This window comes from Variovorax boronicumulans, assembly GCF_019352895.1.
Classification (GTDB): Bacteria; Pseudomonadota; Gammaproteobacteria; order Burkholderiales; family Burkholderiaceae_C; genus Variovorax; species Variovorax boronicumulans_A.
On record NZ_JAAAFX010000004.1, the window covers coordinates 1,718,232 to 1,736,503 of the forward strand.

An 18,272-nucleotide genomic window follows, 5' to 3' on the forward strand; every position below is an offset into this window, starting at 1 on the left:
TTCATTGGATGAACTGCTCCGCGCCGATGACCGCGATCTTGTTGAGCCCCGCGCGCCTGCTGCTGGACAGCACGTTGGCGACGACGGCGTACTGCGAATTCCTGTCGGGCCGGATGTGAATCTCCGGTTGGGTGGCCTGCAGGCCGAGCAGCCGCATCTTCTCGCCGAGTTCCAGCTCCGACACCGGCAGGCCTTGCCAGTGGACGACGCTCTTCTCGTCGATATCGATCTGTACGTGCTCGGTCTTGACCAGGCTGGCCGGCGGCGCGCCCACCGGCAGTTCCAGGTTCACGGCGTGCAGCTGGATGGGAATCGTGATGATCAGCATGACCAACAGGACCAACATGACGTCGATCAACGGCGTGGTGTTGATCTCCATCATCATTTCAGGCTCTTCCGAGCCGGCGGGGCTTGCCAAGGGCATGGACATGGATGTGCTCCTCGCTGCGTGCTAGCCGCCCAGAGGCGGCGGTTCGGTGATGAAGGCGATCTTGGCGATGCCGGCCCTCTGGCAGGCCAGCAGCACCCTTCCGACGCCCTCGTAGCGTGCATCCAGGTCGCCGCGCACCTGCACCTCAGGCTGCGGTTGCGCCGTCGAGACCTTCTTGAGCCGGTCCACCAGTGCGTCCACGTTGGCAACCGATGCGTCGTACCAGAAGATCTCGCCGGACCGGTTGACCGAAATGATGATGTTCTCGGGCTTCGTCTCGCGCACCTCCACCCGCTCCTTGGGCATCTGGACCTTGATCGACGTGGTGACGACCGGAATGGTGATCAGGAAGATGATCAGCAGCACCAGCATCACGTCGACCAGCGGCGTGGTGTTGATGGCCGACATGACGGCGTCGTCGCCTTGCGCGCTGTCCGCGCCCACATTCATGGCCATGATGCTTCTCCGGCAGGCTGGCAATCGCTGGGACGACCGTGCGTGGCTTTCAAGGCCGGGCCTCGGCGCTCAACACCACGGCGTGCAGGTCGTTGCCGAAGGTGCGCACGTCGTCCATCACCGCCTTGTTGCGGCGGATCAGCCAGTTGTAGGCCAGCACAGCCGGCACCGCCACCGCCAGGCCCACTGCCGTCATGAGCAGCGCTTCGCCGACCGGGCCCGCGACCTTGTCGATGGAGGCCTGGCCCGACAGGCCGATGGCCGTCAGCGCGTGGTAGATGCCCCAGACGGTGCCGAAGAGTCCCACGAAGGGGGAGATCGAACCGACGGTGGCAAGGAAGGCCAGGCCGCCCTGCATGTTGTTCTGGATGCGCTCCACCGCGCGCTGGATGCCCACGGCCAGCCAGTCGCTGAAGGGGATGTGCTTCCTCAGCCCGTCGTGCTTGGCGATCGAATGGGCTGCCGCTTCGGCCATGAAGCGGTACGGGCTGTTGGCCTCCAGCGACGAGGCGCCTTCGCGCACCGAAGCCGCGTCCCAGAAGGTCTTGGCGGCGTTCCGGGCCTGGCGCCGCATCTTGGCCTGCTCCAGCACCTTCACGACCATGATGTACCAGCTGCCTGCGCTCATGATGAGCAGCAGGAACAGCACCGACCGGGCCACGACGTCGGAGGTCTTCCACAGCGAGGCGATGCCGTAGGGGTTCTCGGCGGACTCGGCGGCCTTCTGCACGAGCGCGGCTGCGCCCTCGCCCGATGGCACCGCCAGGGCGCTCGCGGGGGCGGCCGCCGTCGCTGCGGCCACGGCGGGCGCGCTGCCCGCCTGCTCCTGGGCCGACGCGGGCAGCACGGGCAGGGCCAGCCCGAGCACACAGGCCCAGGACGCCATGATTCGCACGGCTTTGATTTTCATTGGGGTTCCTTTCATTGAATTAAGAGGCAAGCGTTCTTGCAGTCGCGAAGTCACGCAGGGGCGGCTTTTCTTGAACCGGAGCTCCTGTCGTGGTTCGCATGCGCAGAGAGTCGGGGACGGTCGGGCACTAACCCCACAGTGCGGGCGCCATCACCCCGAGCTGCGCGCCGTCGTAAGCCATCGCCGCATCCCGGTCGTGTGTCAGCAGCAGGGGGCCGTCGAGATCGACATAGGCGCAGTCCTGCGCAATCAGATGGGCCGGCGCCATGGCCAGCGAGCTGCCGCCCATGTTGCCGACCATCAAGCCGAAGCCCATCGCCTCGGCCTCGCGTGCCAAGGCCAGCGCTTCGCTCAGGCCGCCGCACTTGTCGAGCTTGATGTTGATGTACGCGTAGAGGCCGCGCAGCGGCGGCAGCGAACCGCGGTCGGTGCAGGACTCGTCGGCGGCCAGCGGGATCGGCGAATGCAGGTCCCGGAGCTGCGCGTCCGTGCCGCGCGGCACGGGCTGTTCGATCAGTTCGACGCCCAGCGCCTGCAGCACGGGCAGCAATTGCTCGAGCAGCGTGCGGCTCCAGGCCTGGTTGGCATCGACCACCAGGCGCGCGTTCGGCTGCTCCTCCCTGACGATGCGCAGCAGCTCCACGTGGCGTGTCGCATCGACCTTGATCTTGAGCAAGGGCATGTGTTGCGCCGCACGGGCCTTGCGCCGCACCTCCTCGGGGCTTCCCAGGCCGATGGTGTAGGCAGTCTGCACGGGCCGGGCCGCGGGCAGGCCGGCCAGCGTCCAGACGCGCGATGCCGCCTGCTTGGCGCGCAGGTCCCACAACGCGCAGTCCAGTGCGTTGCGCGCGCCGCCGGCCGGCAGCCACTGCATCAGTTCCGCAGGCGTGACGTCGGCATGCAGTCGCGGCGCGACGGCCGCGATCTGTTCGGTCATCGAGGCCGGCGATTCGCCGTCGTAGTCCACGCCGGCGGCCTCGCCGCGGCCACGATGCCCTTGCGCATCGTGCAGCGTCGCCACGACGACGTCGACGCCGGTCATCACGCCGCGCGCGATCTCGAAGGGTTCGCGCAGCGGCAGGCACTCCATGGTGCTCGAGCACTTCAGCTTCATGTGAGGAATCCAGCCTTCAGTCGCCCGTGCGCTCGAACCACATGCGCCGCGTGCGCGAGGTGTTCATCCGAAAGCCCGCGACCTCGCCGCCGCGGCGCTCGACGTTCAGCACGCCACGCTCCTTGTGGGGCAGGGCCGATTCCCGCTCTTCCCAACCGAAGACGTCGTGGGAGAAAGGTCGCAGCGCGATCCGGTTGCTGCCGTGCGCGCCGAAGAGCGTCAGGTAGAGCTGCTCGCCCTCGAAGCTCACGCGCGCTTCGGCATCCATGTCGTGCGAGCGGTAGCGCCCCACCAGCGGCGCACCGGCATCGGAAGGCGCCGGCGGTGTGTCGGGCAGGCGTTCGAAGCGCTCGACATGGCCGGCCTCGCTGAAGTCGATCGATGGCGGCGCTGCGCCTTCGGCCGCGAGCTGTGCAGTCCGGAGCACCAGCGGCCCCATCGCCATGTCCTCGAAGCCGATCCGCAGGCTGTCCCCTTCGTCGCGCAGCGGCACCGGCTCGCCGTTCAGGAAGCTCAGGCCCAGGCGCTCTTCGCCGGCCTCGGCAAAGCCCAGCACCAGGCCCGAAGCCGGCCCGTGGTAACGGGTGCCCACCATCGGCCGGAAGCGCGCCGCGGCGGCTTTGCCGGGCGGCGCATGGTGCAGCGCGTCGCCCAGCAGCACGTCGATGATCCGGTTCGCCAGCTCCATGGGATTGGCCGGTGCCCCGTTGACCATCATGACGATGTCCAGGGCATGGCTCGGCACGGTCAGCATCTGGCAGGTGCCGCCGATCACGCCGCCGGCATGGTGGACGACCTCGAGTCCGCGGTAGTCGTGCTTCATCAATCCCAGCGCATAGGGATTGACGATGCCGTTGCGCAAGCGCGTGAGCGTGAGCATCTGCCGCCAGCTCTCGGCGCTGCCCACCTTCTTCTCAGGCGAGCGCAGGTGCGCCAGCCACCGGAGCATGTCGTCGATCGTGGAAACGATCGCGCCGGAACCCAGCATCTCCTCGCTCGGGTAGATGCCCCGGCGCCAGCCGCCGCCTTCCGACGCTGGTCTCGGTACGTGCATGGTGGCGACGCCGGCATGGATCTCGAAGTCGCTGGGCACCGAGGCCGTGTCGACCATGCGCAGCGGCACGAAGATGCGCTCTTTCAGGAACTGCTCGAAGGGCAGGCCGCTGACCTTCCGGATCACCAGCGACAGCAGGTGGTAGCCGCCATTGTTGTACATCATCTTCTCGCCCGGCGCGAAGTTGGCCTCCGACTGCCGAACCAGCGCGGCCAGGCCCGCGCCCTTCGGCATGACGCCCAAGCCGTTCGCGATCCCGGCGACATCGCCATGGCAGCGATAGCCGCCGGTGTGCGTCATCAGCTGACGCAGCGTGGGCTGCGCCTTCAACGCGGGCAGTTCGGGCAGGTAGGTGCGGATGCCCGCATCCACATCGAGCTTTCCTTCCTCGGCCAGCAGCAGCACGGCCAGGCAGGTGATGTGCTTGCTCGTGGAGCCGATGCGCATGCGCGTCCACGGCGTGTTGACCACGCCATGCTCGATGCTGGCCAGGCCGAAGCCGCGGCGGTAGAGGGCCTGCCCGTGCCGGGCCACGCCGACCACCAAGCCGGGCGCATCGCTGCGGTTCAACGGCTGGAACAGCGGGTCCAGGGCGGCGGCGTGCGCCTTGTGCGTGTCTGTGTTCGATTCGGTCATATGCGTCTGCTGGCGATCAAGCGTGGCGGGCGGCCAGTTCGGGGTAGATGGTCTGAACCGTCTTTGCGAAGGGCGCTTCGGCCGTTCGCAGCACGGCCGCCGAGAGCGCGAACGCAGCGGCGCCGATGCTGGCCATCGCCAGCAGCAGGCCACGGTCGCCGGCCTGCACGAGGTCGGACAGCGCTCCCACCAGCACCGGACTCAGGGAACTCAGGCCCACGGTCACCGCGGTGCCGATGGCGATCACGCGGGAGCGCAGCGCGGCAGGCGCCATGTCCTGCAGCATGGTCGGCGCCAGCACGCTGCCGGCAATGAGCGTGGCAACCTGCAGGCCAAACAGCATGTAGAGGCCCACGGCGCTCTGCGTCACCAGCATCAGCAGCGAAGCCAATGCCGACAGGGCCGCACCGACAGTGACGACGCGGATCGGCAGCGCGAGGCCCACGCGCTGCCCCAGCCACTTCACGCTGGCTGCGCCCAGCAGCGCACCGACCGCCGTACCCAGCAGATAGGCCGCGCCGATGCCCTGCCCCACTTCGGCGGGCGGCGCACCGAACAGCCGGGTGGCGACGACCGGCGCCCAGGTGCCGCTGGCCGCCACGCCGAGACTCGCCAGACCCGAGCCGCCGAAGACACCGACCATCGTCCGCATGTGCGCACGCACATAGGGAAGCAGGGCGGGCTTGGCGGCGTTCGCAGGTGCATCGGCTCCGCTGCGTTCCGGGTGCAGCCGGATCAGCAGCACGGCCAGCGCCACCAGCGGCCCGGGCAATGCGACCGCGATGAAGGCGAGTCGCCAGGACTCCATGGCCTGCAGCGCCGCCGGCAGCAGCGGCCGCACCCCTTCCAGGGCCTCCATGAGCGCGCCGCTGAGCGCCATGCCCAGGCCCGCGCCGAGGATCGCCGTCAGTGCATAGATGCCGTTGGCGAGCACGCGGCGGCGCGCGGGCACGATCTCCGGGATCAATCCGTAGACCACCGGCATCAGGCCCGCTTCGCCGATGCCCAGGCACGCGGCTGCGATGAACAGCGCCGAAAAATCCTGGGCCAGGCCGCAGGCCGCCGTGGCCGTGGCCCACACCAGCACGCAGCCGGCCAGCAGCACGCGCCGGCCATAGCGATCGGCCATCCAGCCCAGCGGCACCGCCGCCACGCCCGCGAACAGGGTGATGCCGGCCCCCTGGAGCAGGCCGAGCTTGGTGTCCGACAGGCCCAGGCTGTGGCGCATGGGCTCGGCCAGCAGCACGAAGATCTGCCGGTCCAATGCGCTGAAGACGGTGGCAATGATCAGCACCAGCAGGCCGTAGCCGGCGAGCAGGCCGCTGGTGACGGCCTTGGAACGGGGTGCCGGCAACGCGCCGGGCAAAGCATGCGTGTCCAAAAGAGGTGTCCTTCAGTGCAACGGAAGGCAGCGCGCGCGGCGGCGGCAGGGCGACGGGTTCGACCCGCGCACGCGGGGAGCGCAGCAGCTGTGAGGTGAAGAGAGAAGCATCGGGTCTTTCGTTCGGCGCGGCCCAGTTGCCGCTCCCTCATTGAGACGAAGCGCGGATTCAAATCTGCTTCGATCCAGGGTATGTACCGAGGCCGCCGCCGACCAGGCGTCTCCTGGCGATGCGCGGGGCGCTCGGAAGGCCATCAGTCGCCGATGCGCTCGAACCACATGCGGCGCGTGCGCCAGCTGTCGAGGTGGAAGCCCGCGACCCGGCCGGCGTCGAAGCACACGCTCAGCGCGCCGTTCAAGCCGACATCGACCTGGGCGGTGTGCCAGCCGAACACACCGTGCGAGAAGGCCTGCAGCGCCATCCCCTGGCTGCCCTGCGGCCCGAAGATCCGCAACTGCAGCCGCTCGCCTTCGAGCTGCACCCGGGCCTGCGCCTCCAGGTCCTGTGCGCGGTACCGACCGACCAGCACGGCGCCCGCCTCCGCGTTCGACGGCGGCATGTCGGGCAGGCGTTCGCCATGTTCGGCATGCCCCGATTCGCGCAGCGTCAATGCGACCGGCGCCGGCTGGCCCTCGAGCGCGAGATCGCCGGCCTGCAGCACCAGCGGGCCGACGGCCAGGTCCTCCAGGCCGAGGCGCAGCACCTCGCCCTTGTCCCACAGCGCCTGCGGCGCTCCGTTCATGAAGCACAGGCCCAGCGCTCCGCCGGGCGCCTCCGCGAAGCCGAACAGCAGGCCCGATGCCGGCACGTGGTAGCGCGTGCCCAGCATCGGCGCGAAGCGCGCGGCCGAAGCCTTGCGCCGGGGCGGCCCCAGCACCGGCCGCCCCGGCATCGCATCCGCCAGCACGATGTCGATGATCCGGTGGCTCAGCTCGACCAGGTTGGCCCGGACGCCGTTCGCGATGAGGATGATGTCGAGGGCCTGCGACGGCACGGTGATCATCTGGCAGTTGCCGCCGACGACACCGCCGGCGTGCAGGATCACCTCGACACCGCGGTAGTCGTGCCGCATCAGGCCCAGCGCGTAGTGGTTCACCAGGCCGTTGTGGAAGGTGGCGGGCGTCAGCATCTGGCGCCAGGTGTCTTCGCGGCCCACACGGCCGGGCGCGCGCAGGTGCGCCAGCCACCGCAGCATGTCGTCCACCGTGGTGATGGTCGCGCCGTCGCCGCTCATCTCTTCGCTGGGGAAGATGCCACGGCGCCAGCCGCCGTCCTCCCGCGGCACATGCAGCGTCGCCATGCCGCGATGGATCTCGAGGTCGCTGCGCACCGAGACCGTGTCGTGCATCCCCATGGGGCCGAAGATGCGCGCCGTCAGGAACTGCTCGAAGCCTTGCCCGCTGACGCGCTCGATGACGATCGACAGCAGGTGATAGCCGCCGTTGGAATAGATCATCTTCTCGCCGGGCGCGAAGTTCGCCCGGGTCTGCCGCACCTGCGCGGCCAGCGCCGATCCCCTGGGCTTGAGGGCCATGCCTTCCGACATCAGGCCGAGGTCCAGGTAGCAGCGATGGCCGCCGGTGTGCGTCATGAGCTGGCGCAGGGTCGGCGCTCCCGCCAGGACCGGCAGTTCGGGTATGTGGCGGCGGACGTCGTCGTCCACGTCGAGCTTGCCGTCCTCCGCCAGCAGCAGGATGGCCAGGCTCGTGAAGTGCTTGCTCGACGAACCTATGGCCATGCGCGTGGCCGGTGTGTTGGCGATCGCATGCTCGATGCTGGCGAGGCCGAAGCCGCGGCGATAGAAGGTCTCGCCATGTTGGGCTACGCCGACCACCAGGCCGGGGGCATCGCTGCGATCGAAGGCCTGGAACAGCGGGTCCAGCGCGGCTGCGTGGCCGCGTCCGGCCGAGGAGGGGAAGGTCGTATCGCTCATGGCTTGCAGTTCGAAGCGGTGAACAGGCGCGCGGGCCCCACACCGGCGCGACGCGGTCAGGCGCCGCGCGCGGCGAGGACTGCGTGCGAGAGCTCAGGCGGGGAAAAGGCCGTCGGTCAGAACGGGACGGTCAATGTCGCGCCGATGGTGCGCCGCTGGGCCAGCGAGACCCAGGTCGGCCCGCCGCCCACGCGCACGGTGTTGTCGGCGCCCAGCTGGGCCTGCTTGTCGAACACGTTGCGCACGAACAGCGCAAGGCTGGCGCGCTTGAAGTCGATGCCCGCCTGCAGGTCGGTCAGCGAATAGGCCGGCAGGCGGTACAGGGGCATGGCCGAACTGCCCTCGTAGCCGGCATTGCGCTCGCCCACGTAGCGCTGGCTCAGGCCAAGGTAGGCGGCATGGCCGCCGAGATCGAAGCCATAGTTGACGTTGACGCTGGCCGAGAAGTGCGCGCTGTTGGGCAGGCGGGCACCGGCCATGGCGTCGAGGCCGGGCGCATCCTGCGTCAGCTTGGCATCGAGGTAGGCCGCGTTGCCGCTGACGGTCCAGTGCCTGTCGGGCCGGAAGGTGCTGGAGAGCTCCGCGCCGCGCACGCGGGCCGCGCCCGCATTGACGACCACCGAGGTGCCGTTGACCGGCATGTACTGCTGGATGTTCTTCCAGCGGATGTCGAAGGCTGCGGCCTCCAGCGACAGCTTCTTGTCCAGCAGGTCGGCCTTGTAGCCCACTTCGGTGCTGCGCACCGTGTCGGGTGCGTAGGTGGCCGGGGCGGTGGGCTGGCCGGTGACGGGATCGCGCAGCACCACGTTCGGACCGCCGGGCCGATAGCCTGTGGCGGCACGCGCATAGATGTCGCTGTTCGGGGTCAGCGCGTAGCGTGCGGTCAGCAGGCTGGTCACGCTGTCGTCCTTGGAGGCGGCGTCGCGCACGGAGGCGCCGCCGGCCAGCAGCCCGTCCACCTGCTGGCTGTTGTGCTGCTTGTTGTTCGCCGCGCGCAAGCCGCCGGTCAGCGACACACCGTTGTCGAACTTCCAGGTGGCGTTGCCGTAGAACGCGAGCTCGCGGTAGGTCACGGGGAAGGCCGCATTCAGCAGCTGGGGGCCGGCGGACCCGTCGGCCGCGTAGACGTCCACGTGCTGCCGGTTGCTGCTCTTTTCCTCGGTGTAGTAGAAGCCGCCCAGCCATTCGAACTGCTTGTCGGCCTTGGAGGTCAGGCGGAACTCCTGCGTGCGCTTGTGGACGTTCACCGCGACCGTCGCGGGCGTGCTGGCGGCGTTCAGCCCCACGCCGGCCAGCAGCGGGACGAAGGACGTGCTCATGTCCGTCACGGCCGTCGAACGCACGCGCTGGTCGGAAGTGATCGAGTTGAGGCGGGCCCAGCCGAAGTCGTACTCGGCATCGGCGGAGAACAGTTCGATCTTGACGTCGTAGGGCTCCGGGGCGAACAGGCGCCGCCGCATCTCGCCCTCGATGGGTCGGCCGGTCGCGGCGTCATAGTCGACATAGTCGGTGCCGTTGCGGCGGATGGTCTGCGTCGTGCCGGTCAGGCGCACCTTCAGCTGGTTGCTCGGCGTCAGCAGCAGCGACGCGCGCACGCCCTCCGTCTTGCCGCGGTCGATGTTCGCGCCGCCTGCCGGGCCGACGCCTTGCACGCTGCCGCCGGCACGGTCGCTGAAGGCCGAGACCCGCAGGCCGGCCACGTCTTCCTTCAGCGGCACGTTGAGCACCGCGCTGAGGGTGCTGTTGTCGCCGCCGCCGCGCGTCGTGGAGCCGGTCAGCGCCACCTTGCCGGAGAACTCGGTCGTGTCGGGCACGTTGGTCACGTACTTCAGCAGGCCGCCGGTCGCGCTGGCGCCATACAGCGTGCCCTGGGGGCCGCGCAGCAGCTCGATGTGGTTCAGGTCCAGCAGGCCCATGTCGAGCGCCATCTGGGCGCCGTTGGTGGCCGCGGAACTGGAGCCGAAGGCGACGTCGTCGATGTACACGCCCACCGTCGACGTGGTCTGGCTCCCGGTGCTCACGCCGCGGATGCTGAGCGTGCCCATGCCGGGTCCGCCGGCACTCCTGACGTCGACCCCGGCTTCGCTGCCCAGATAGTCCTTCAGCGTCTTGGCGCCGGAACGATCGAGCTGCTCGGTGGCGAGGATGCCGACCTGCATCGGCACTTCACGCACCGGCTCGCGGCGCCGGTTGGCCGTCACGACCACCGTCTTCAGGATGTTGGCCTCGCCGTCGCCGCGGGACTCGGCCTTCTCCTGCTGCGTCGACGCGGCGGCCGGCACGATCACCATCGCACCCGATGCATCGCGGCGCACGGTCAGGGCCGTCCCCTGGAGCAGTTGCTGCAGCGCCTCCTCGGCCGGCAGGGCGCTCTTGAGCCCCTTGGTGCTCAGGCCCTTGACGTCCTCGATCTTGTAGATCAGCTGGGTGTCCGACTGCGCGGCGTAGGCATCCAACGCGGCCTTCAGTTCGCCGCCGGCAATGTCGAAGCTGCGCGTCTGCGCCTGCGCGCCGACGGACAAGGCGATCGCCCCCAAGCCGCCGAGAGCCAAACGTGCCATGTTCTTCCATCGGGTCTTCGTTCTCATTTGCGTCCTCATCAATGCGGCATGATTGCCCTCAGAAGATGAGACGAAGGCCCGGAAATAATCTGGCACGGCTTACGGGTAAGTCCTAGCTAGAGCGCGCGGCGCCGGCGCCGGCGGCAGCGGCAGCGGCAGCGGCCGGAGGATGCGCAGCCCCCGCCACGCCGGGGCGCCGGACGGCCGCTCACACATCCGTCGCGCCCCGATTGGAACGCCTCGGTCAACCGATGTCGAAGGTCACGCCCTGGGCCAGGGGCAAGGTGGTCGAGTAGTTGATGGTGTTGGTCGCGCGGCGCATGTACGCCTTCCAGCTGTCGCTGCCGGCCTCTCGGCCACCGCCGGTTTCCTTCTCGCCGCCGAACGCGCCGCCGATCTCCGCACCGCTCGGGCCGATGTTGACGTTGGCGATGCCGCAGTCGGAACCGGCACTGGAGACGAAGCGCTCGGCCTCGCGCATGTCGAGCGTGAAGATCGACGACGACAGGCCCGCGCCCACCGCGTTGTTCCAGTCGATGGCCTGCGCGATGTCGGTGTAGCGCAGCACGTAGAGGATGGGCGCGAAGGTTTCGTGCAGCACGGGGCCTTCATGCGCTCCCAGTTCGACCAGCGCAGGACGCACGTAGAACGCCTCGGCGCCCCCGATGCCGTCGACGCGCTCGCCGCCGTGCACCGTCGCGCCGGCGGCGCGGCTTTCCACGAGGGCGCGCTGCATGCCGTCGAAGGCCGAGCGGTCGATCAGCGGGCCGACCAGCGTGCCCGCCTCGCGCGGATCGCCGACGCGCACGCTGCCATACACCTTGGCCAGCTTGGGCACGAAGGCGTCGTAGACGCTGTCGTGCACGAACAGGCGCCGCAGCGAGGTGCAGCGCTGGCCGGCCGTGCCCATGGCGGCGAAGGCGACACCGCGCAGCGTGAGGTCGAGGTCGGCCGAAGGCGCGACGATGGCGGCGTTGTTGCCGCCGAGTTCCAGGATGGCGCGGGCGAAACGCGCCGCCAGCTTCGGACCGACTTGCCGGCCCATGGCGGTCGAGCCGGTGGCCGACAGCACGGCCACGCGGCGATCGTCCACCAGCAGCTCGCCGATGTCGCGCTCGCCGACGATCAGTTCGAGCAGCCCTTCGGGCGCATCGCTGCCGAAGCGGGTGATGGCGCGCTGCGCGATCGCGTGCACGGCCAGCGCGGTCAACGGGGTCTTCTCGGAGGGTTTCCAGACCACCGAATCGCCGCAGACCAGTGCCAATGCCGCATTCCACGACCACACGGCGACCGGGAAGTTGAAGGCCGAGATCACGCCGCAAACGCCCACCGGATGCCAGGTCTCCATCATCCGGTGCTCGGCCCGTTCGGTGGCCAGCGTGAGGCCGTAGAGCTGGCGCGACAGGCCGACCGCGAAGTCGCAGATGTCGATCATCTCCTGCACTTCGCCAGCGCCTTCCGACGGCACCTTGCCGACCTCGAGCGTGACCAGCCGTCCGAGGTCGGCCTTGGCGGCGCGCAGTTCCTCGCCCAGCAGCCGAATCAGCTCGCCGCGGCGTGGCGCCGGCACATTGCGCCACTGCAGATAGGCGGCATGCGCGCGGCCGATGGCGGCGGACGCGTCCGCGGGCGAGGTGGTGACGACGGCGCCGATGGCGTCGCCGGAGATCGGCGACACCACACGCAAGGCGCCGTCGGTGTGGCGATCGGCCGGCACGCCCAGGCGTTGCAGCAGTTGCGCCACTTCGGCGGCAAGGGTTCGGGTATCGGAGACTGGGGTCATGGAAGGGGTCCTTGGGTCTGAGGCGCGCAATATCCCGCAAGCATGCCGGTCTGCATATCAAAAATGCGGAAGCACTTCATGCGCATTGCGACTGTTCTCTGCCGCGGCCATGCCCCATCGAAAGGTCGCCGTCGCGCCTCCTAGTTCGGAGACTTGGTGCCTTCCTTGCCGGTGTAAGGGTTCACGTTGCCCTTGGTCGACCAGTTGTCCGACTTCGTGTCGTTCGGGTTCTTCGCGTGGCTGGGCGCCACATAGGCGCCATTGCTCTTGGTGTAGCCGCTGACCGAATGGCTTCCGCCCGACGAGCCGCTGTTGTACGAATGGGCACTGCCGTGGGTGCCCGAACTGCGGCCACCGCCGCCTCCCTTGGCCTGCGCCGGGGCCGACGCCGCTCCGATGCAGAGGACGGCGGCGGCAAGCAATGCGGATGTTTTCTTCATGGCGTTCTCCTCGCCCAGGATCGGGCAAGGGAGTCTCGCGGCACACAGGGATTCTGTCGCGAGGGTTTGCGCGCAGATCACCGATGCCTCACACATCCATGGGATGCCGCCGCCAGACCGGCCATCTCGAAGGGGCCGAGCGAACCCGCAGGCCGACTGCGGCCATGAAGTCTCCAGCGATGGCGTCGCCGTCAGCACCGCCGGCTTCGTGGTGCCTGCGCGTTCGGTGAACCAAAGCAAAAAGCCCCAAGTACTGTTCGTAGCTTGGGGCTTGAGACTCTCTGAAACCGTCAGAGACTGGAATATGGTGGCCTGGGTCGGAATCGAACCAACGACACGCGGATTTTCAATCCGCTGCTCTACCAACTGAGCTACCGGGCCATGTGTGCAGCCTGCGATTATACAGCGCTTCTGCGGCCTCTCGACAAGTCGACGCCCAATTGCTTGAGTTTTCTATAAAGATGCGTGCGTTCGAGGCCGGTCTTCTCGGCCACGCGGGTCATCGAGCCGTTCTCCATCGCGAGATGGAACTCGAAGTAGGCCTTCTCGAAGCCGTCGCGCGCATCGCGCAGCGGGCGGTCGAGGTCGAAGCTCTGGCGCGATTGCGGGCCCGGGTCGACCACGGCCGTCACCACGTTGTGGGGGCTGGGCATCAGCGCGCCCTCCCCCGTGGTCGTGACGACGGCGGCGGCGAAGCCGCTGGTCACCGGCACCACGCTGGCGGCCGCACGGCGCGCGCTCTCGCGCGCCAGGCCCTGCTCCACGGCCTTGAGCAGCTTCTGCATGGTGATCGGCTTCTCGAGGAAGGCGAAGGCGCCGATGCGCGTGGCGTCGACCGCCGTGTCGATGGTGGCGTGCCCGCTCATCATGATCACCGGCATGCTCAGCAGGCCCGCGGTGGACCACTCCTTGAGCAGGGTGACGCCGTCGGTGTCGGGCATCCAGATGTCGAGCAACACCAGGTCGGGCCGCGCGCGCTGCCGGGCGGCACGCGCCTCGGCGGCGTTCTCGGCGAGCTCCACGTGGTGGCCCTCGTCATTGAGAATTTCAAAGAGCAGGTCCCGGATGCCCAGCTCGTCGTCGACCACGAGGATGTTTGCCATGAGTCCTTGCTGCTGCTGCTGCGTTGTCCGCGTATGAGACGGGTCCGTCGGCCGGACCATCCATGCGCTGCTGCAGGCCTCAGACGATGGATGGTTTCGATTCTTCGGTGTGAGCGGCCGCTATGCGCGGCTCGCCTGCCAACGCGAATGATAACGAGACTTGCGCGCCGGCCACAGCCCCGTCGACCGTGCGGTTGGAAAGCTCGATCCGCGCGCCGTGCTCGTCGGCGATCTTCTTGACCACGGCCAGGCCCAGTCCGGTGCCCCGGGCCTTGGTCGTGACGTAGGGCTCGAAGGCCCGCTTGAGGATGTTCTCCGCAAAGCCGGGGCCGCTGTCCTGCACGGTGAGCCGCACCCGCTGGCCCGAGTCCCCCAGCCGCGTGCGGATGACCACCTCGCCGGCCCGCCCGGTGCCGGCGGCCGCGGTCTCGGCGGCGTCCTGGGCGTTTTGCAACAGGTTGTGAATCACCTGCCGGATCTGCTGCGCATCGCCGCGGATCGGCGGGCAGCGCTCGTCCAGTTCGCTGCGCAAGGCGATCGGCGCGTTCTCGGCCACATAGAGCTGGAGCACGTCGCCGACCAGCGCGTTCAGGTCGACCGGCTTGAGGTCGGCCGCCGGCAGGCGCGCGTAGTCGCGGAACTCGTTGACGAGGCGCTTCATGGCATCGACCTGGTCGACGATGGTCTTGACCGACTTGGTCAGGATGGCCTGCTCGGGCGGTGCGACCTTGCCGGCCAGCTTCATCTCCAGCCGCTCGGCCGACAGCTGGATCGGCGTGAGCGGGTTCTTGATCTCGTGCGCCAGCCGGCGCGCGACCTCGCCCCAGGCCTGCGCGCGCTGGGCCGAAACGATCTCGGAGATGTCGTCGAACACCAGCAGCCGCGCGGCGCCCGGCAGCTCCGCGCCACGCGCGACAATGTTGATCGCGTCCTGCCCCATGCCGAAGTTGTTGGCATGCAGTTCGAAGGCATGCTGCCAGTGGTCGAGGCCATGCTGGGCGCGCTCGACCTCGAAGTCGTCGAACTGCTGCTGCACGTTGTGCGCGAAGGTGCCCAGGCCGGGCACGTCGCGCAGCGGCTGGCCTTCGTAGGCCGCCAGCGGCGCGCGCAGCACGCGGGTGGCGCCGGGGTTGGTCGACAGCACGGTGCCCACCTGGTCGAGCACGATCACGCCGGAGGTCAGGTTGTCGAGGATGGTCTGCAGGTTGCCGCGTGCGGCGTCGAGCTCGCCCACCGTCTGCTCGACGGCCGCGCGCGCATCGGCGAGCTGCTGGGTCATGACGGCGAACGAGCGCGTGAGCCCGCCCAGCTCGTCCTTGCCCTGCAGCACCGTGGTGGGTCGCAGGTCGCCGCCCGCCACCTGGCGCACGCCGTCGGCCAGCACCAGCAGCGGCCGCGCGAGCCCGTTGCCGAACAGCACCGCCAGCAGCACCGCGCCGAACACGGCCAGGAACAGGCACAGCGTGAGCGTGCCGATGTACATGCGGCGCAGGCCCTCGCGCGCCAGCGAGCGCTCCTGGTACTCGCGGTTGGCCTCCTGCACGGCCAGCGCATTGGCGACCACCGCGGGCGGCAGCGGCTGCGTGACCTGCAGGAAGCGGGGGTCGGTGTCGAAGTCGAAGCCGGGGCGCTGCACCAGCGCCAGCGCCCGCACGCTGGCCGGCGCCACGGGCGGCCCGGTGGTCTGGGACTGCACCTCGTCCAGGCCCTCGATGTGCGAGATCACGCGGTCGGCGCGCACCTGGCGAAACTGCTGCGGCGTGGGCCGCTCGGGGTTGAGCTGGAAGCGCGAGGCGCCGGCGCCCGCGATCAGCTGCCCGGACCCGGTCCAGAGCACCACGTCGCTGGCGCCCAGCTGGTCGCGCATGCGCTCGAGCTGCAGGCCGGCGCTGGTGTCGGGCACGTCGGCCAGCTGGCTGCTGGCGGCGCGGGTCTTGGTCGCGAGGTCGGCGGCCAGCGAATCGAGCGTGGCGCGCCCCAGGTTCAGGCCGGCATCGAGCGCGCCCTCGACCTTGACGTCGAACCAGCTCTCGATCGAGCGCGAGACGAACTGGTAGGACACGAAATACACCAGCACGCCAGGCACCACACCGACCAGCGCGAAGATGGCCGCCAGCTTGATCAGCAGCCGGCTGCCGAACTTGCCCTGGCGCAGCCGCCGCACCAGCCGGAACGCGACCCAGCCGATCACCAGCATCAGCAGCGTCGCGACCACCACGTTGATGCCGAAGAGGCGGGCGTAGTTCTGTTCGTAGAGCGCGCGGTTGTTGGTGGCTACCGCCAGCAGGAACATCAGCACCAGGCCCATGGCCGTGACCAGCGCGGCGATCACGCCGACCGCCCAGCGCACGGCCCGCGCACGGCCGGCCGCCTTGGCGGCCGCGGCGGCGCGCGGGTCGAGGGCGGTCATCGCGCCTTGTCCACGCTCAGCCGCGCACTGCGTTCGGCCGTGATGTCCCATTCGGACAGGCCGACCACGCCGATCTGGAACGGCCGCGGCAATTGCGAGGTGTCGAGCCGGAAGCGGAACACCACCGGATGCGAGACCTCATCGCCGATCTCGCCTGCATCGCCCAGCCGCAGTCGGCCGATGCGCTTGACGGCATCGAGCGCCTCGTCCAGCGAGTCGAAGTTCTGGTTGAGCGAGACGCCGAAGCCCGCATTGCCACTGATCGGCACCGGCGCCACGTTGAGCCGCCAGCGCCGCGTCAGGGGCTGGTAGGCCAGGCGCATGTAGCGCGAGACCTGTGCGACCTTGCGATCGGTCCAGTACCAGCGCTCGCGATAGAGCTCAGCTTCGGCCACGAAATGCACCGCAATGCCCTTGAGGAGCACGTCCTCGACCAGGGTCGGCAGCTCGAACTGCACGGCGGCACTGAGATAGATGCCGTCGTCGCCTTGCTCGAGGCGCATCTGGGTGACCGAGGCGCCATGCTGCTGTGCCGCCGCCGGGACGGACCAGAGGCTGCACAGCCACAGCAGACACCCCAGCAACAACCACGACCAGCCACCCGGCGCCCATGCCGCGGCCGCACCGCGCCGTTCAGCGGGCGGGCTTTTCGAGCAGGGCGTAGAAGAAACCGTCGTGATCACCCAGCGGATTGTCCGGGACGCCACGCCCATTGCCGCCGCCTTGGGGCAGCAAATGACCCGGGGAGGGCAGCAATCGGGCGTCGGTGTTGTGCGCAAGAAACGCCTCGATCTGATAGGAGCCCTCTTCCCGGAAGACCGAGCAGGTGCAATAGAGCAGGCGCCCGCCGGGGCGGACCAGCGGCCAGAGCGCGGCCAGCAGCATGGCCTGCTGCTGCGCGAGCTGGGGGGTGTCGCTCTCGCGGCGCAGCCAGCGCACGTCGGGGTGGCGCCGCACGATGCCCGAGGCCGTGCAGGGTGCGTCGAGCAGGATCGCGTCGTAGGGCTGGCCATCCCACCACTGGGCCGGCCGGCCGGCATCGGCCACCACCACCTGGGCCTGCAGATCGAGCCGGGCCAGGGTCTCGTCGATGCGACGGCTGCGCACCGCATCGACTTCCAGCGCCGTCACCTCGATCGCGGTCTGACCCGCGCGTTCGAGCAGATGCGCTGTCTTGCCGCCCGGGGCCGCACAGGCGTCGAGCACGCGCAGCGGCGCGGCCCCGGGCTTGCCCGCGGGCAGCCCGTCGAGCAGCAGCGCGGCGGCCAGCTGGGCCGCGGCATCCTGCACCGACACCTCGCCGGCGGCGAAACCGGGCAACTGCAGCACGGGCCGGGCCTGCGCCAGTTGCACGCCGTCGTCGCCGACGGGCCAGCCCTGCTGGCCGTCGTGCCGCAAAGCCAGCAGATAGGAGGCGACCGAGGTCTTCCGGCGATTGACCCGCAGCGTCATCGGCGCCTGCTGGTTGTCGGCGGCGAGCACGCGTTGCCATTCGCGCGGATGGTCGCGCTTGAGGCGCTCGATCCACCAGCGCGGATGGTTCCATTGCGCGACCGGCTCGTGCTCGGTGGCGGCAACCAGTTCGTCGCGCTCTCGCAGGAAGCGGCGCAGGCAGGCGTTGATGAAGCTGGCCTGGGCACGCGTCGTGGGGTTGCGCTTGGCGGCCTCGACCGCCTGGTCGACCAGCGTGAAGGGCTCGTAGGGCGAAGACACGGGGTCCCAGGCCAGCGCCAGCGCGGTGCACAGCAGCGCATCGGCCGGCGGCGGCGGCGTGCGCTTGGCCAGGTGGCGGCGCAGCGCCTCGGCGCGGCCCAGCCGCCGCAGGACCTGAAAGCCCAGCGACTGGACGCCCGGCCGCAGCGCCGGTTCGACGAGCTCGAAAGCGATCGAGCCCGAGGTGCCGGCGCGAATGGAAGCCAGCGCCTGGGCGGTCAGCTGGAGTTGCCGCCAGAGCGGCGGCGAGAGGGTGGGTTCGGAGAGGTCTGACAAGCGGTGGATGGTAACAACGGGGCGGAAGAAAGAAATGCCGCAAGGCGGCAAACAGGTCGGCGGGGGCCGAG

At 69.3% G+C, this 18,272-nt stretch carries 14 protein-coding genes and 1 tRNA gene; all 15 read right to left on the reverse strand.

Annotation, left to right across the window (positions count from 1 at the left end):
• Nucleotide 1: 1 nt before the first annotated feature.
• A complete protein-coding gene (locus tag K0H49_RS09525) occupies nt 2-430 on the reverse strand; it encodes an ExbD/TolR family protein (RefSeq protein ID WP_219211484.1) in 429 nt (142 codons plus the stop codon).
• 21 nt (nt 431-451) lie between these two features.
• Entirely contained in the window at nt 452-886 is a 435-nt protein-coding gene (locus K0H49_RS09530) for an ExbD/TolR family protein (protein ID WP_219211486.1), read from the reverse strand.
• A gap of 49 nt (nt 887-935) precedes the next feature.
• Nucleotides 936-1,796 carry a MotA/TolQ/ExbB proton channel family protein gene (locus tag K0H49_RS09535; RefSeq protein WP_219211487.1) on the reverse strand — a complete coding sequence of 287 codons (861 nt, stop codon included), beginning with the start codon at nt 1,794-1,796 and terminating at the stop codon, nt 936-938.
• Between the two features lie 127 nt (nt 1,797-1,923).
• Nucleotides 1,924-2,910, reverse strand: coding sequence for an N-acetyl-D-Glu racemase DgcA (gene dgcA, locus K0H49_RS09540; protein ID WP_219211488.1), 987 nt, complete (start codon nt 2,908-2,910; stop codon nt 1,924-1,926).
• A gap of 16 nt (nt 2,911-2,926) precedes the next feature.
• Nucleotides 2,927-4,600, reverse strand: a complete 1,674-nt coding sequence (locus K0H49_RS09545) for a serine hydrolase domain-containing protein (RefSeq protein WP_219211489.1) — start codon at nt 4,598-4,600, stop codon at nt 2,927-2,929.
• 16 nt (nt 4,601-4,616) lie between these two features.
• Entirely contained in the window at nt 4,617-5,981 is a 1,365-nt protein-coding gene (locus K0H49_RS09550; RefSeq protein WP_219211490.1) for an MFS transporter, read from the reverse strand.
• A gap of 254 nt (nt 5,982-6,235) precedes the next feature.
• Entirely contained in the window at nt 6,236-7,915 is a 1,680-nt protein-coding gene (locus K0H49_RS09555; protein WP_219211491.1) for a serine hydrolase domain-containing protein, read from the reverse strand.
• 116 nt (nt 7,916-8,031) lie between these two features.
• Nucleotides 8,032-10,476, reverse strand: a complete 2,445-nt coding sequence (locus tag K0H49_RS09560) for a TonB-dependent receptor domain-containing protein (RefSeq protein WP_257624645.1) — start codon at nt 10,474-10,476, stop codon at nt 8,032-8,034.
• Nucleotides 10,477-10,720: 244 nt separating this feature from the next.
• Nucleotides 10,721-12,259 (reverse strand): L-piperidine-6-carboxylate dehydrogenase, encoded by a 1,539-nt coding sequence (gene amaB / locus K0H49_RS09565; RefSeq protein ID WP_219211492.1) that lies wholly within the window; start codon nt 12,257-12,259, stop codon nt 10,721-10,723.
• A 140-nt stretch (nt 12,260-12,399) separates the two neighbouring features.
• Nucleotides 12,400-12,699 (reverse strand): hypothetical protein, encoded by a 300-nt coding sequence (locus K0H49_RS09570; RefSeq protein WP_219211493.1) that lies wholly within the window; start codon nt 12,697-12,699, stop codon nt 12,400-12,402.
• 305 nt (nt 12,700-13,004) lie between these two features.
• Nucleotides 13,005-13,080 (reverse strand) — tRNA-Phe (locus K0H49_RS09575).
• A gap of 17 nt (nt 13,081-13,097) precedes the next feature.
• On the reverse strand, nt 13,098-13,802 hold the full coding sequence (locus K0H49_RS09580) for a response regulator (protein WP_219211494.1): 705 nt from the start codon (nt 13,800-13,802) through the stop codon (nt 13,098-13,100).
• Nucleotides 13,803-13,881: 79 nt separating this feature from the next.
• Nucleotides 13,882-16,212, reverse strand: coding sequence for a sensor histidine kinase (locus tag K0H49_RS09585; RefSeq protein WP_219211496.1), 2,331 nt, complete (start codon nt 16,210-16,212; stop codon nt 13,882-13,884).
• On the reverse strand, nt 16,209-16,796 hold the full coding sequence (locus tag K0H49_RS09590) for a DUF4390 domain-containing protein (RefSeq protein WP_374122354.1): 588 nt from the start codon (nt 16,794-16,796) through the stop codon (nt 16,209-16,211). The genes K0H49_RS09585 and K0H49_RS09590 overlap by 4 nt, the downstream gene beginning before the upstream one ends.
• Nucleotides 16,797-16,845: 49 nt before the next feature.
• Nucleotides 16,846-18,201 carry a 16S rRNA (cytosine(967)-C(5))-methyltransferase RsmB gene (gene rsmB / locus K0H49_RS09595; protein WP_219211502.1) on the reverse strand — a complete coding sequence of 452 codons (1,356 nt, stop codon included), beginning with the start codon at nt 18,199-18,201 and terminating at the stop codon, nt 16,846-16,848.
• Nucleotides 18,202-18,272 lie beyond the last annotated feature (71 nt).